The 14,346-nt window shown below is 41.3% G+C and carries 12 protein-coding genes; 10 read left to right on the top strand and 2 right to left on the bottom strand.

Annotated features, from left to right (window positions below):
• Positions 1-6 precede the first annotated feature (6 nt).
• Positions 7-192: a 50S ribosomal protein L28 gene (gene rpmB, locus FC24_RS01755; protein ID WP_057873156.1), complete on the bottom strand. Its 186-nt coding sequence runs from the start codon at positions 190-192 to the stop codon at positions 7-9.
• A 356-nt stretch (positions 193-548) separates the two neighbouring features.
• On the opposite strand from rpmB, the gene FC24_RS01750 reads away from it, so the two are divergent.
• From FC24_RS01750 to ftsY, 8 genes are all read left to right on the top strand, one after another.
• A complete protein-coding gene (locus FC24_RS01750; protein ID WP_057873155.1) occupies positions 549-911 on the top strand; it encodes an Asp23/Gls24 family envelope stress response protein in 363 nt (120 codons plus the stop codon).
• A 140-nt stretch (positions 912-1,051) separates the two neighbouring features.
• Positions 1,052-2,716 (top strand): DAK2 domain-containing protein, encoded by a 1,665-nt coding sequence (locus tag FC24_RS01745; RefSeq protein WP_057873154.1) that lies wholly within the window; start codon positions 1,052-1,054, stop codon positions 2,714-2,716.
• Between the two features lie 169 nt (positions 2,717-2,885).
• The gene (gene recG / locus FC24_RS01740; RefSeq protein WP_057873153.1) at positions 2,886-4,931 is read left to right on the top strand and encodes an ATP-dependent DNA helicase RecG; all 2,046 of its coding nucleotides are present in this window, start codon (positions 2,886-2,888) and stop codon (positions 4,929-4,931) included.
• 22 nt (positions 4,932-4,953) lie between these two features.
• Entirely contained in the window at positions 4,954-5,976 is a 1,023-nt protein-coding gene (plsX, locus tag FC24_RS01735; protein ID WP_057873152.1) for a phosphate acyltransferase PlsX, read from the top strand.
• Positions 5,977-6,155: 179 nt separating this feature from the next.
• Positions 6,156-6,395 carry an acyl carrier protein gene (gene acpP, locus FC24_RS01730; protein ID WP_057873151.1) on the top strand — a complete coding sequence of 80 codons (240 nt, stop codon included), beginning with the start codon at positions 6,156-6,158 and terminating at the stop codon, positions 6,393-6,395.
• A gap of 172 nt (positions 6,396-6,567) precedes the next feature.
• Complete coding sequence (rnc, locus tag FC24_RS01725; RefSeq protein WP_057873150.1) at positions 6,568-7,266, top strand: ribonuclease III; 699 nt, start codon at positions 6,568-6,570, stop codon at positions 7,264-7,266.
• 30 nt (positions 7,267-7,296) lie between these two features.
• Positions 7,297-10,854, top strand: coding sequence for a chromosome segregation protein SMC (gene smc, locus FC24_RS01720; RefSeq protein ID WP_057873149.1), 3,558 nt, complete (start codon positions 7,297-7,299; stop codon positions 10,852-10,854).
• A gap of 29 nt (positions 10,855-10,883) precedes the next feature.
• Positions 10,884-11,900 (top strand): signal recognition particle-docking protein FtsY, encoded by a 1,017-nt coding sequence (gene ftsY / locus FC24_RS01715; protein ID WP_057873148.1) that lies wholly within the window; start codon positions 10,884-10,886, stop codon positions 11,898-11,900.
• Positions 11,901-11,983: 83 nt separating this feature from the next.
• On the opposite strand, the gene FC24_RS01710 is transcribed toward ftsY, so the two are convergent.
• Positions 11,984-12,310, bottom strand: a complete 327-nt coding sequence (locus tag FC24_RS01710) for a hypothetical protein (RefSeq protein WP_057873147.1) — start codon at positions 12,308-12,310, stop codon at positions 11,984-11,986.
• A 174-nt stretch (positions 12,311-12,484) separates the two neighbouring features.
• Here FC24_RS01710 and FC24_RS01705 point away from each other — a divergent pair, with 174 nt between their 5' ends.
• Both FC24_RS01705 and ffh read left to right on the top strand, forming a co-directional pair.
• The gene (locus tag FC24_RS01705) at positions 12,485-12,826 is read left to right on the top strand and encodes a putative DNA-binding protein (RefSeq protein WP_057873146.1); all 342 of its coding nucleotides are present in this window, start codon (positions 12,485-12,487) and stop codon (positions 12,824-12,826) included.
• Between the two features lie 16 nt (positions 12,827-12,842).
• Complete coding sequence (gene ffh, locus FC24_RS01700; RefSeq protein WP_057873145.1) at positions 12,843-14,279, top strand: signal recognition particle protein; 1,437 nt, start codon at positions 12,843-12,845, stop codon at positions 14,277-14,279.
• Positions 14,280-14,346: the final 67 nt, after the last annotated feature.

Below are 14,346 nucleotides of genomic sequence, written 5' to 3'. Positions count from 1 at the left end.
TAACCATTAAACGCGAGTAACTTTACCGGATTTTAACGTCCGTGCAGAAACCCAAACGCGTTTTGGCTTGCCATCAACTAAAATACGTACTTTTTGCAAGTTGGCTTTCCAGCTACGGCGGCTGTGGTTTAAAGCGTGTGAACGCCGGTTACCAAACTGTGTGCCTTTGCCGGTAATGAAATCTTTAGCCATATCTAATCCTCCCTTAAGCATGATCACATGTGACACGTTAAAGACTACCTGATTAAATTTAGCATATCCTGCCTATGATTGCAACACTTTTCTTTCAAGTAGTTTTGCTTGACAGGGTTAGTTTGCTTGTTTAATTTAGTCAGCATTCAAAGTATTTAAGTGCTGTCATGGGATAAAGTTGCTTACCATGGTGAATTGAATTAAGATTAACTTTAACTATGCGGGGAGACGCTACCTGCCAATACTTGCCTTTGGACTAGGATAATTTTGCAATGATTGGCGGCTATGATAAAATGACGTGTAGAAGTTTTTAATTCGTACCCCAATTGTTTAAGCTAAATTAGGAGGTTCTTTTAATGGCTGTGCACATTAAAACCCAATATGGGACAATCGATATTGCCAATGCAGTAATTGCAACAGTGGTTGGCGGTGCTGCAACAGATGTCTATGGAATTATCGGAATGGCAAGTAAAAATCAAATCCGCGATAATTTAAACGATATTTTGCGGAAAGAAAATTATTCACGCGGTGTGGTAGTTCGGCAAGAAGAAAATGGTGTTGCCATTGATGTTTATATTATTGTCGGCTACGGCACTAAAATTTCTGAAGTTTGCCGCAACGTGCAATCAAAAGTAAAATATAATTTAAAAACAATGCTAGGTGTGACGGCTAACTCAGTTAATGTTTTTGTACAAGGTGTCCGGGTGTTGGCGGATTAGTCAATTGACGGCGCTAATAAGTTAGCAGATCTAGCCCATAATTTAATTGTAAAATAACGTAAATGATTTAATGCGGATACTCAAGTGTCCCGCTGGTTTTGCTCGTTTTAACGCAGCAAAACGGCAGAGGAGGATTAGTTTTGGAAGTAACAGAAATAACAGCAGCAAAATTTCAAGATATGGTGCGGGTAGGCGCCCATCGCTTGGCTAAAAATGCTGAATTTGTCAATTCATTAAATGTTTTTCCAGTTCCAGATGGTGATACTGGCACTAATATGAGTTTATCATTTGGCAGCGGGGCCAAAGCAGTTAACGAAGCTGATGCCGATAACATCGGTGAATTGGCACAGGCATTGGCTAAAGGTTTGTTGATGGGTGCTCGCGGTAATTCTGGTGTGATCACATCACAATTATTCCGCGGATTTGCCAGCAGTGTTGCTGGCAAGCCAAATTTAACCGCCCGTGATTTAACCGCAGCGTTGATGAATGGGGTTGAAACGGCTTATAAAGCAGTGATGAAACCTGTTGAAGGTACCATTTTAACGGTTGCGCGGGAAGCGGCCCGGGCAGCTAATAAGCAGATCAAACAAACCGATGACGCAGTTGTTATCATGCAAGCAGTGGTTGCTGCTGCTAAGAAAGCACTGGCAGACACACCTAACTTGTTGCCTGTCTTAAAAGAAGTGGGCGTTGTCGATTCCGGTGGACAAGGCTTAGTTTTCATTTATGAAGGCTTTCTTGAAGGTTTATCTGGTGATGTTTCTGACCAAGATACTTACACGCCTAGCGAACGGGAAATGGACGAAATGGTTAATGCAATGCATCACCAAAGTGTTCAAAGTCAGCTAGCAACCGAAGACATTGCCCATGGTTATTGTACTGAAATGATGGTTGGTTTAGGCAAAGCAGGAGCAACTGCTACTTTTGATTACGTACCATTCCGCAATCACTTAGCTGAATTAGGTGATTCATTATTGGTGGTTAATGATGATGAAGTGGTTAAAGTTCATGTGCATACGGAACATCCAGGGGCTGTTTTTGCGTATGGCCGCCAGTTTGGTGCCATGCTAAAAATTAAAATTGACAATATGCGTTTACAGCATGAAACGATTTTAGAAAATGACCAGACAACTGAAACACAGGAACCGGTTGAACTAGGCATCGTTGCAATTGCGTCAGGTAAAGGGATTACCAAACTGTTTAAGAGCTTAGGCGTGACATCCGTGTTAAATGGTGGACAAACCATGAATCCAAGTACACAAGACATTGTGGATGCCATCAAAAAAGTGAACGCAAAGCAAGTGATTATTTTACCTAACAATGGCAATATTATTCTGGCTGCCCAGGAAGCGGCTAAAGTGGCATCAGTGCCAGTAGCCATTGTCCCAAGTAAAACCATTTCTCAAGGGATGACGGCACTATTATCATTTAATCCAGACCATTCCTTAGCGGATAATCAAAAGCAGATGACGGCTGGTTTAGCGGATGTTGTCAGCGGACAAGTGACCCAAGCCATTCGGGACACAACAGTGGACGGCCTAGCGATCAAGAAGGACCAGTTTATGGGCATCGTTGATGGTAAGATTAAAGTGACAGCTGCTAAGCGTAAGCAAGCCACCATTGATATGATCAAAGCAATGTTAGAAGCGGATAGCGAAATTGTGACGATTATGATTGGTGAAGGTGGCAGTCATAAAGAAGCTGAGGCCATTGCTAAAGTAGTTGAAGGTTTAGATGATGAGATCGAAGTGGAACTACATGATGGTGATCAGCCGGTTTACCCGTACTTAGTTTCGGTTGAATAATGATGATTGATTAAGAAATTGTGACATTAGGCCGTTATCCGTACGAATGGCTATCTGGTGAAACCCGTTTTCGAATAATGGTCAAAAGTAAAAAAGAGGCTGTGAAAAATGACTACTTTTATCACAGCCTCTATCTCATGCAACCAGGTAGTTGAAGGGTGGTGATAAGATGACAACTAAACACTTAACGGATCCGGTAACGGTATTGGCTGGGGTTGGCCCTAAAAAAGAACAGGCACTAAAAGAATTAAAAATTGTGACCATTGATGATCTGTTACATTATTTTCCGTTTCGCTATGAAGATTTAAAGGTTAAAGCGCTAAATGAAATCAATGATCAGGAGAAAGTCACGTTAAAGGGCGTTGTCATCGCACCCCCAATTGTCAGTCGCTTTGGCCGCGGGCGTAATCGGTTAAACGTACGGTTATTAATTGATCATGCTGCCATTATCGTCACTTTTTTCAATCAGCCTTGGCTGAAAGATAAATTTGAAACTGGTACTGAAGTGGCCATTTATGGGAAGTGGGATGCAAAGCGTAAAAGTTTGACTGGGATGAAAGTATTAGCGGTGAAAAATGAAGCTAGTCCCCAATTTGCATCGATTTATAGTGCTTCTAAGCGGATTCGCCAAACTACATTAGTTAAATTGATCCGTGCAGCATACCAAGCTTATGCAACACAGATTACGGATGTTTTGCCAGCTACTTTACAGCAAAAGTATCGGTTAATGTCTGAACGTGCGATGATTCACGGTATGCATTTTCCAAAGACGCAAACTGAAGCAAAAGCGGCGCGGCGCACCGCAATTTTTGAAGAATTCTTTTTGTTTCAAATGGCATTACAACTACTTAAAAAAAGGGAGCAAGCGCCGGAACAAGGCGTTAAAGTACATTACGATAATCAGCAGCTACGTCAATTCATTCAAACGTTACCGTTTGAACTGACACACGCACAAAAACGTGTTGTCAATGAAATTTGCCGCGATCTAAAAAGTCCCTATCACATGAACCGTTTGCTGCAGGGGGATGTTGGCAGTGGTAAAACCATCGTGGCTGCGATTGTGATGTACGCTGCCATTACAGCAGGTTACCAAGTGGCCTTGATGGCACCTACTGAAATTTTGGCACAGCAACATTATAAAAATTTACAACGTGTTTTTGCGGATTTTGATGTTAAGATTGGTTTGTTAACGGGTGCGGTTAAAGGAAAAACCCGGAAACAGCTGTTGGCAGATTTGGCAGCCGGTCAAATTGATATGTTAATTGGGACGCACGCCTTAATCCAAACAGGCGTTGATTTTGCTAATTTAGGTTTAGCAATTACCGATGAACAACACCGATTTGGCGTTAATCAACGCCGAATTTTGCGAGAAAAAGGTTATCAACCGGATATTTTAGCGATGACCGCCACCCCTATTCCGCGGACACTGGCGATTACTGCTTTTGGCGAAATGGATGTTTCAACGATTGATGAGTTGCCAGCTGGGCGAATTCCAATTAAAACCAGCTGGATCCGCAGCAACCAAGTTCCTAACGCATTGGCCTTTATTCAAAAAGAGTTAGCACAAGGACGGCAAGCTTACATTGTGACACCGTTGATTGAAGAATCAGAAAGCATGGATTTGAAAAATGCGCAGGCAATCTTTGAAAAAATGCAAGCAGCCTTCACCCCAACTTATCAAGTGGGACTGTTACACGGACAGATGAAAAATGAAGAAAAAGAGCAAACCATGCAAGATTTTAAAGCTAATCAATTTCAAGTGTTGGTAACAACGACGGTTATTGAAGTCGGTGTTGACGTTCCTAACGCTGCTGCCATGTTGATTTTTGACGCCGATCGCTTTGGCTTATCACAACTGCACCAATTGCGCGGTCGAATTGGCCGGGGACATGCAGCTTCTTTTTGCATTTTAGTTGCTGACCCTAAAAATCAAAATGGCATTGAACGGATGAAAACCATGGTTGCAACCACTGATGGGTTCCAAGTTGCACAAAAGGATTTAGAATTGCGTGGACCTGGAGATGTTTTAGGTGAAAAGCAATCGGGAATGCCTGAGTTTAAGGTTGCGGATCCAGTAGCGGACTACCGTGCCCTAGAAGTTGCACAAATTGAAGCCCAGCAATTGGTAGTTTCAGGTGCGTGGCAAAGGCCGGAAAATCATGGTTTAGCAGTTTATTTAAAACAACATGCGCAAAATTATCAGAATTTAGATTAAATTTTTTACAGGAGGTTAACTTATGAAAATTGCAGTAGATGCAATGGGGGGCGACCATGGTCCCAAAACGGTTATTCCTGGCGTAGAACGGGCCCGGGATCAGTTTCCGGATATCGAATTTTTACTCTATGGTGATCAAACTAAAATTCAACAAGTGATTAAAAATCCACAACGGTTAACTGTTATTGCTACCAGTCAAGTGATTCAAGACGATGAAGAGCCCGTTAAAGCGGTGCGGCGTAAAAAGGATGCTTCCATGGTTGTGGCTGCACAAGCGGTTAAAGCCGGCGAAGCGGATGCCATTTTTTCAGCAGGCAGCACAGGGGCTTTATTAGCTGCAGGTCTGTTTATTATTGGCCGGATTAAGGGAATCGACCGTCCTGGATTGACGCCAACCTTACCAGATTTCCGTACTGGTGGGCAGTTTAACATTTTAGATATCGGTGCTAACGCAGATAGCAAACCAGAATACTTGTATCAATTTGCAATTTTAGGAAATTATTATGCTAAAAATATGCGTGGCATTACACATCCGCGGATCGCTTTGTTGAATAATGGTACTGAGCCAGATAAAGGTAATGCACTGCATAAAGCAGCTTATCAATTGATCGCAGCTGAACCTAGTTTGAATTTTATTGGTAATATTGAAGCCCGTGAATTATTAAACGGGCGTGCTGATGTTATTGTTACCGATGGTTTTACTGGTAATGCAGCGTTAAAATCTATTGAAGGCACCGCGTTGTCCATTTTAAGTTTGCTAAAACGGACCATTTTAAATGGTGGTGTTAAAAGTAAAATAGGCGGTGCTTTGTTAAAAAGTAGTTTAGGCGGTATGCGAGAACAATTTGATTATTCACGCTATGGTGGGGCTGTTTTGTTGGGATTGAAGGCACCGGTAGTGAAAACGCACGGTACGGCAACACCAGCAGCAGTTTATTACACTATTAGTCAAATCCATGCAATGTTGGCTAAAAATGTTATTGATGATGTGGTCACTTATTTTAGCCAGAATCAATTAACGCGAGCGCCACAAAAAAAGGATTGAGTTTAGACTAGACAATCTGGATTAAAACCATTACACTACTATTTGAACTTTAAAATCACCTTAAAAGATCGGTTGCGTTCAGCCATTTTTCGTGGTGGTTTTAAGTCTTGCACCAGTGAAAACAATTATAATTTACTGCTTAGCCTGATAATTGTGCTAGCTAGGCCAGGAGGGATTGAATGACTGAACAAGAAATTTATGACAAGATCGCGAAATTGATTGAGGAGCGCTTTGAATTATCAGCCGATCAATTCAGTATGAAATTAGATTTTAAAAAGGACCTGGACGCTGATTCAATTGATATTGTGGAATTTATTCTAGAATTAGAAGATACGTTTGGCGCTGAGATCCCAGATGAGGATGCTGAAAAGTTAGTTACTGTTGGTGATGCAGTCACTTACATCAAGAATCATCAATAAAGCAGCATCATGATGAGTCAAAGTGCTCCTTTTGGAACGCTTAGGCTCATTTTTATTTAGGTGCATTAATCTGCTGCTTAGATTGAGTTTTGATTAGTGTTTTACTGTAAAAACCTGTATAATACGCTGTTGTAGTCAAACACTAAGGACAAGCTTGAAGGGAGTAAAAGTTGTGGAGCAAGCTTTTTTAAACGAGTTACGTGATAATTTTGGTATTGAGTACCATAATGTTGATTTGCTGACGGAGGCATTTACACAGTCTTCTTATGTCAATGAGCACCCGAACCTGAAACTGCAGGATTACCAACGAATTGAATTTTTAGGTGATGCGGTAATGGAGCTTATGGTGTCGGAATATTTGTATAAAAAGTACCCAAATTATCCTGAAGGTAAATTGACCCGATTACGGGCAGCAATTGTCTGTGAGGATAGTTTCAGTGCTTTTGCGCGGGAATGTCATTTTGACCGTTACATTAAATTAGGTAAAGGTGAAGAAAATAATGGCGCTCGGCAACGTAATTCACTATTGTGTGATATTTTTGAGAGTTTCGTTGGTTCATTATATTTAGATCAAGGTGTGGCAGCCGTCCATCGGTTTGTTGCCCAGGTGGTTTTTCCTAAGATTGATAATGGGACCTTTTCTTACGTTATGGATCATAAAACCAACTTACAGGAATATTTACAGCGGGATGGTGAAGTTGAAATCACTTATCATTTGATTTCGGAAACTGGTCCAGCTAATGATACTAAATTTACAGTTGAGGTCATCGCCCACGATCAAGTTTTAGGCCGAGGAACTGGTCATACTAAAAAAATTGCGGAACAAGCAGCTGCAGAAGTTGCCTTACAAAAATTACAAGCTGATGATTAACCGTAAAACAATGGAAGGAGGGCTGGCAATTTGCAGTTAAAAACCTTGGAGATCAGTGGGTTCAAGTCGTTTGCTGATAAAACGACCATTCAATTTAATCATGGCATTACCGGCATTGTTGGCCCGAACGGTAGTGGTAAAAGCAATATTACTGAAGCGATCCGTTGGGCTTTAGGTGAACAATCCGCTAAGAATTTGCGTGGGGGTAAAATGCCAGATATTATTTTTGCTGGCTCTAATGCTCGCAAACCGTTAAATCGCGCCGAAGTCAGCCTAACCTTTGATAATCAGGATCACCAGCTAAAATCAGATTATGATGAAGTTAATGTCAGTCGCGTACTGTACCGTGATGGTACGTCTACTTTTTATTTGAATCAAAAAAGCTGCCGATTACGTGATATTGTGAATTTGTTTATGGATTCTGGCCTGGGGCGAGAATCCTTTTCCATTATTTCACAAGGAAAAATTGCGGCCATTTTTAATAGTAAACCAGCACAGCGACGCGGCATTATTGAGGAAGCGGCTGGCGTTGTCAAGTATAAGCAGCGTAAAAAGGAAGCAGACAATCAGTTAACGGAAACTGCTGCAAATCTAAACCGTGTTTCGGACATTATCAGTGAGTTAGCGCAGCAAGTTGAGCCATTAAAAAAACAAAGTAGTTTAGCAAAAGATTATTTGCGCCAGAAAAAGCAATTAGACCAAGTGTCTAAAACATTATTGGTGCGGCAAATTGAAGCACAGGCGGCTAAGCGCGATCAGCAACAACAAACGTTGGCACAAACACAGGAGAACGTTCAGTTAGCCCAGCACAATCAAAATGAGTTCCAAACGCAAGTTAACGCGCAAAAAAAGCAGCAACAAAAAGTTGCCCAGCAATTAGACCGATTGCAGCAACAGCAATTGCAGATCACTAAACATCAAGGCGAGCTCTCTAGTCAGACAGAATTAGTTGGTGAGCGCCGGCGAGTAGCGCAAGAAAATCTAGCAAACTTAAAAACAGGTCTAACTCAACAAAATGATAAACTGCAAAAGCAACATCAAAGTTTAGTTGATGAAAAAAAAGCGTTGGCTCAAGCAGCTAAACAATTACACCAACAGGAATTACAGATCAAACAGGCTAAAGCACACCAAAAATTGGATAAAGCAACTTTAGAAAAAGCCATTGAAAAACTACGGCAACGCTATATTGATCAGTTACAGCAACAAACATCGCTACACAATGAAGCAGTTTACCTTAAACGTCAGCAACAGCAAGACCAAGTTCAAGATCAAAAACAACAGGCACAGCAGCAAGCGCTGATGCAACGTGTACAAGCTTTAAAACAGCAACAAGAAAAAGCGGCTGCACAGGTCACTCAACTTACAAAAAAACAGCAGCAGTTACAGCAGCAACGACAACAATTGCAATCCCAAAGTCAAACTGAGCAAGCTCATTATCAGCAGCAGCAGCAACAATGGTACCAAGCGTTAGCAATTATGCAAAAGGCACAGGCAAAACAAGCCAGTTTAGCAGAGATGCAAGAAGATTATAGCGGCTTTTATGCTGGTGTTCGCGGCATTTTGAAACATAAAAAGCAAATTACTGGGATTATTGGTGCAGTCGCCGAATTAATTGACGTACCGCAAAAGTATAACCAAGCGATTGAAAGTGCGCTGGGCAACCAGTTGCAGTCGGTTGTGGTCAAAGATGAAGCGGCTGGTAAGAATGGAATTAATTATTTGCGCCACCATCGTTTAGGTCGGGCTACCTTTTTGCCGGCAGCGGTGATGCAGCCACAACCATTAAATCAATTTCAAAAGCAACAGTTAACTGGCATTACGGGTTACGTTGGATTAGCAGCTGATCTAGTGACATTTTCATCAGCATATGCTAATGTCATCCGTTATTTATTGGGTCGCATTGTGGTTGCTACTGATTTAGATGCAGCCATTAAAATTGCGACAGCACTACGACACCGCGTGCGGATTGTCACTTTAAAGGGTGATTTGTTGAATCCTGGTGGTGCAATGACCGGTGGTGGTCATAATCAGCGGGGTGGTTTATTAGCCAGAAAACAAGAACAACAAACATTAACTGCTCAAATTGCCCAAATGAAACAGCAATTAACAGCTAAAGAACAAGCACTGCAAACCAAAAAAGCGCAACTGGAAGCGGCAGCAAAACAAAATGTTACGCTAGAACAAAAATTAAAGGCGCTGGCGCCCCAGCTTTTAGAACAGCAAGGAATCGTGAAAGATGTTCAGCGGCAGCAAGCACAGTTGGCACAACAGCAAAAAGCCATCGCTTTTACGGATCAACAGCAAAATGAAACTAAAATTAGTAATCAAGAAAAATTGACAACTAATCAACAGCAAACACAACAGGTTACTACTGCAATTCAACAATTAAAAACTGAACTAGCAGAAAAACAAACTCGCTTGTCTAATTGGCAAGCTGACCAAACAGCTAGTGCTGCAAAACAGCAACAGTTGAAAACAGCTCTTGCTGTTGCACAAGAACGGCAAAGACAGCGGCAGCAAGCTTATCGTGAACATGTTGAGCAGCAAAGTGCGTTGCAAGCTGAAATTACTCGTGATCAACGCCAAGCCAAACAGCTACAGCAACAGCTTGATACTCAAAAACAAAATCATCGCGCTAATCAAGATGAATTAAAAGCCAGTGCGCAAAAATTAGCACAATTATCACAACAAATTAAAACGTTAAAGTTACAGCGGGCACAAATTGATAGCACCTTGCAGCAACAAGAACAACAATTGGCGCATGCACAGGCCACTTACCAAAAGCAGGCCACTAATGCACAACAACTTAAAACGAGTTTGAATTATTTAAACCAACAATTAAAACAAGCATTGACACAGTTGGAAAGCGATTATCAACTTAGTTTTGAAGCAGCTAAGGCTGACACATTAACAACAGATTTTAGTCAATTGAAGCAACAAGAAAAATTATTAAAATTAGGTTTGGCTGATTTAGGCGAAGTTAATCTGGGCGCCATTGCGGAATACCAGCGAGTTAGTCAGCGCTATGACTTTTTGCTGGAACAGCGCAAGGATTTACTGACGGCTAGAGAACAGCTGACTGCCACGATGACAGAAATGGACCAAGAAGTTGGCCAACGATTTAAGGCTACTTTTGAGGCAACTGCCAAGGCCTTTGCAGAGATTTTTCCATTGATGTTTGGCGGCGGACAGGCTAATTTGAGTTTAACGGATCCCACTGATCTATTAACCACAGGAATTGAAATTACAGCACAACCGCCAGGGAAAAAGTTACAACAGCTGAGCTTATTATCCGGTGGCGAACAGGCATTAACAGCAATTACATTATTATTTGCGATTATTAATGTCCGTCCGGTGCCATTATGTATTTTAGATGAAGTTGAGGCTGCCTTGGATGAAGCAAATGTGGCACACTTTGGCCGCTTTTTAAAACGGTATGATCAACAAACTCAGTTCATTGTGATTACCCACCGTAAAGGAACTATGATGGCAATGGATGTCTTATTTGGTGTAGCCATGCAAGAATCTGGGGTGTCGAAGATGGTTTCTGTGGCGTTGGAAGACGCACAACGGGAAGCCAGTGCTTAAAAATTAGGTAACGGAAAGGAGACAGATAGATGGGACTATTTAATAAAATTAAACAAGCTTTTAGCGGTCAAAAGAATGAAACAGAAACCAAAACAGAAGAAAAATATGATAAAGGTTTAGCTAAAAGCCGCCAAACTTTTGGGCAGCGACTAAATGCTTTGTTTGCAAATTTTCGCAGTGTTGATGAAGAATTCTTTGATAATTTAGAAGAAGCTTTAATCGGGGCAGATGTTGGCTACGAAATGGCCGTTAAAATCAGTGATGAACTACGTGATGAAGTGAAATTGCGCAATGCAAAAAGCCAGCAAGAAGTCACGCAAACGATCATTGAGAAACTAGTGGACATTTATGAAGCCGAAGGGGCCGATGAAAAGAACAGTTTGAATTTTGCTGAAAAAGGACCAACGGTGATCTTATTTGTCGGTGTCAATGGTGTGGGTAAAACGACCACGGTTGGCAAGCTCGCTCATCAATACCAGCAGGAAGGTAAGAAAGTGGTTTTAGCTGCTGCAGACACCTTTCGAGCAGGTGCCATTGAGCAATTAGAGGTCTGGGGTAAACGTGCTGATGTTCCCGTTGTGACTGGTAAAGCTAAAAGTGATCCTGCAGCGGTGGTCTACGATGCGGTTCAAAAAGTTAAACAGGAGCAAGATGACGTTTTATTAGTTGATACAGCCGGTCGCTTGCAAAATAAAGTTAACTTAATGAACGAATTGGAAAAAATCAAACGCGTGATTCACCGGGAAATTCCGGAGGCACCACATGAAGTGTTATTGGTGTTAGATGCGACAACGGGTCAAAATGCCTTAATCCAAGCGAAACAATTTAAAGAAACCACAGACGTTACTGGTATTGTGCTGACCAAACTAGACGGAACGGCTAAAGGTGGCATAGTCCTTGCTATTCGCAGTGAATTGAAAGTTCCGGTTAAATTGGTAGGCTTAGGTGAACAAATCGATGATTTACAAGCCTTTGATCCTAATGAGTTTGTGTATGGGTTATTTAAAGATTTAGTTCAACCTGATGCTGCAAAAACGGATGATTGAGATGATTTGAAATCATTTTCAACCTAATAAAAACAGCGGATAAGCCGTGATGACGACTTGTCCGCTGTTTTTTTCCAAGCTAATTATTTAGCTGGTTGTGCTTGTTTGGTGCGTCCTAAGAAGAATTGGATGATGATCAAAGCAACGTTAATCCAGTTGTTAATTGCAAGCCAAGCGGTTTGTTGTACTTGGCTGGAATCTGTTGCTAATGCCCATTCTAAAAAGCCGTTTTGCCCGTAAGCCCAAACCACTAATAACCCAAAGATTAAGGCAAAGATGTTTAAGAAAGCAAAAGCCCATAAATTACCACGTTCACCACTAATTAAATATTTAATGGAGAAACCAACGTTCCAAATTAGCCAGACAGCTAAGACTAAAACACTGCCCCAATAAATGATTGTTGGTACCATCATGTGGCCTCCTTTAAAATCAAATTGCATACCTTAATTCCATTTTAGCAGATTATGATTAAAAAGTAAGCCTTTTTCCACCAGTTGTGATGAGTTTTAAAACCGGATTGACTTTTCTATTTAGGTTAGGGTACGCTTAATAAGTATGCATTAACGGATATGCTGGAGATTAAAATGGAAATCGAAAAAAATTACCGAATCAATTCACTTTTTGAGTTTTATGCACCTTTATTAACATCAAAGCAGCATCAATACATTCAACTTTATTATGCAGATGATTACTCATTAGGTGAAATTGCCGAAGAGTTTAATGTCAGCAGGCAAGCGGTTTATGATAATATTAAACGGACGGAAGTTATTTTAGAAGATTATGAAAAAAAGTTGCAGCTTTACCATAATTTTCAAAAACGCAATGCATTGGCGGATCAATTGAGTGCTTACATTAAGCAGCACTATGCAGATGATGCGCAATTAATTGCCTTAATCAATGCGTTAGAGCAAAATGAAGCAGAATAATTAGAGGGTGACATAGATGGCATTTGAAGGCTTAACAGAACGTTTACAAAACGCAATGGGCAAATTGCGGCGTAAAGGTAAAATTACTGAAAAAGATCTACGTGAGGCGATGCGTGAGATCCGATTGGCTTTATTAGAAGCCGACGTTAACTTTGGCGTAGTTAAAGACTTCGTCAAAACAGTTCGCGAACGCGCTTTAGGCGCAGAAGTTTTAGACAGCTTAACTCCAGCCCAACAAATTGTTAAAATCGTGGATGAAGAATTAACAAAAGTTATGGGGAAAGAAGCTGTTCCTCTAAATAAGGCACCCCACATTCCAACGATTATTATGATGGTAGGACTGCAAGGTGCCGGTAAAACCACCACGGCAGGTAAATTAGCTTACCGGCTGAAAAAACAGGCTAAGGCGCGGCCACTATTTATTGCAGCCGATGTGTACCGGCCAGCGGCAATTGAGCAGTTACAAACGGTTGCGCAACAAGTGGATGCACCTGTTTTCCAATTAGGGACAGACGTGGATCCACGAGAAATCGTTAAGCAAGGTTTAGCGCAGGCAGCAGAGAAGAAAAATGATTATGTCATCATTGATACTGCCGGTCGGTTACAAATTGATGAAAAGTTAATGCAAGAACTGGCTGATTTAAAAGCAATTGCGCAGCCGAATGAGATTTTGCTCACAGTAGATGCGATGACCGGGCAAAATGCTGTTAACGTGGCGGAGAGTTTTAATCAGCAATTGGACATCACTGGTGTTGTTTTAACTAAATTAGATGGTGACACCCGTGGTGGGGCTGCTTTATCAATCCGGGCAGTGACGGGCAAACCAATTAAATTTACCGGTCAAGGTGAAAAACTTAGCGAGTTAGATGTATTCCATCCCGATCGAATGGCTGACCGAATTTTAGGCATGGGTGACATGCTTACGCTAATTGAAAAGGCACAAACTGATTATGATGAGAAAAAAGCAGCCGATTTAGCGGAAAAAGTTCAAGAAAATACCTTTGATTTTAATGATTTTATTGATCAATTGGATCAGGTTCAAAAAATGGGCGGTGTAAAAGACATTATGAAAATGATGCCAGGAATGAATAAAATTCCTGGCGCCGACCAAATTCAAATGGGGCCAGAACAAATTGGTCACATGAAGGCCGTGGTTTATTCCATGACACCGGCAGAGCGGGTTAAACCAGGTCTGTTGAATCCTAGTCGTCGCCGGCGCATCGCAGCAGGTGCTGGCCGACCAATTCAAGAAGTTAACCGGATGATCAAACAGTTTAATCAATCCCGGAAAATGATGAATAAAATGTCCAAAGGAAACTTCTCCGGCATGGATCAGTTATTTGGCCAAGGGATGTCAGGCAAATTAGGAAAAATGGCAATGGGTTCGATGGCACGTAAACAAAAAAAGCGTAAACGTAAACGGCTAAAAAAGGCCCGGAGAAGACGTAAATAATGTTAGCAGTAAAAAAAGGCTCTTCGTCAACTGTTGTTGGTGAATTAATTATAAAAGTTCTAATCAC

The organism is Loigolactobacillus rennini DSM 20253, assembly GCF_001436505.1.
Lineage (GTDB): Bacteria > Bacillota > Bacilli > Lactobacillales > Lactobacillaceae > Loigolactobacillus > Loigolactobacillus rennini.
This window is presented reverse-complemented; position numbering and strand designations above follow the sequence as displayed.

Excerpts from the sequence above, each read along its gene's own strand:
- rpmB (WP_057873156.1), bottom strand. The coding sequence starts at position 192 with ATGGCTAAAGATTTCATTACCGGCAAAGGCACACAGTTTGGTAACCGG.
- FC24_RS01750 (WP_057873155.1), top strand. The coding sequence starts at position 549 with ATGGCTGTGCACATTAAAACCCAATATGGGACAATCGATATTGCCAAT.
- recG (WP_057873153.1), top strand. The coding sequence starts at position 2,886 with ATGACAACTAAACACTTAACGGATCCGGTAACGGTATTGGCTGGGGTT.
- plsX (WP_057873152.1), top strand. The coding sequence starts at position 4,954 with ATGAAAATTGCAGTAGATGCAATGGGGGGCGACCATGGTCCCAAAACG.
- acpP (WP_057873151.1), top strand. The coding sequence starts at position 6,156 with ATGACTGAACAAGAAATTTATGACAAGATCGCGAAATTGATTGAGGAG.
- ftsY (WP_057873148.1), top strand. The coding sequence starts at position 10,884 with ATGGGACTATTTAATAAAATTAAACAAGCTTTTAGCGGTCAAAAGAAT.
- FC24_RS01710 (WP_057873147.1), bottom strand. The coding sequence starts at position 12,310 with ATGGTACCAACAATCATTTATTGGGGCAGTGTTTTAGTCTTAGCTGTC.
- FC24_RS01705 (WP_057873146.1), top strand. The coding sequence starts at position 12,485 with ATGGAAATCGAAAAAAATTACCGAATCAATTCACTTTTTGAGTTTTAT.
- ffh (WP_057873145.1), top strand. The coding sequence starts at position 12,843 with ATGGCATTTGAAGGCTTAACAGAACGTTTACAAAACGCAATGGGCAAA.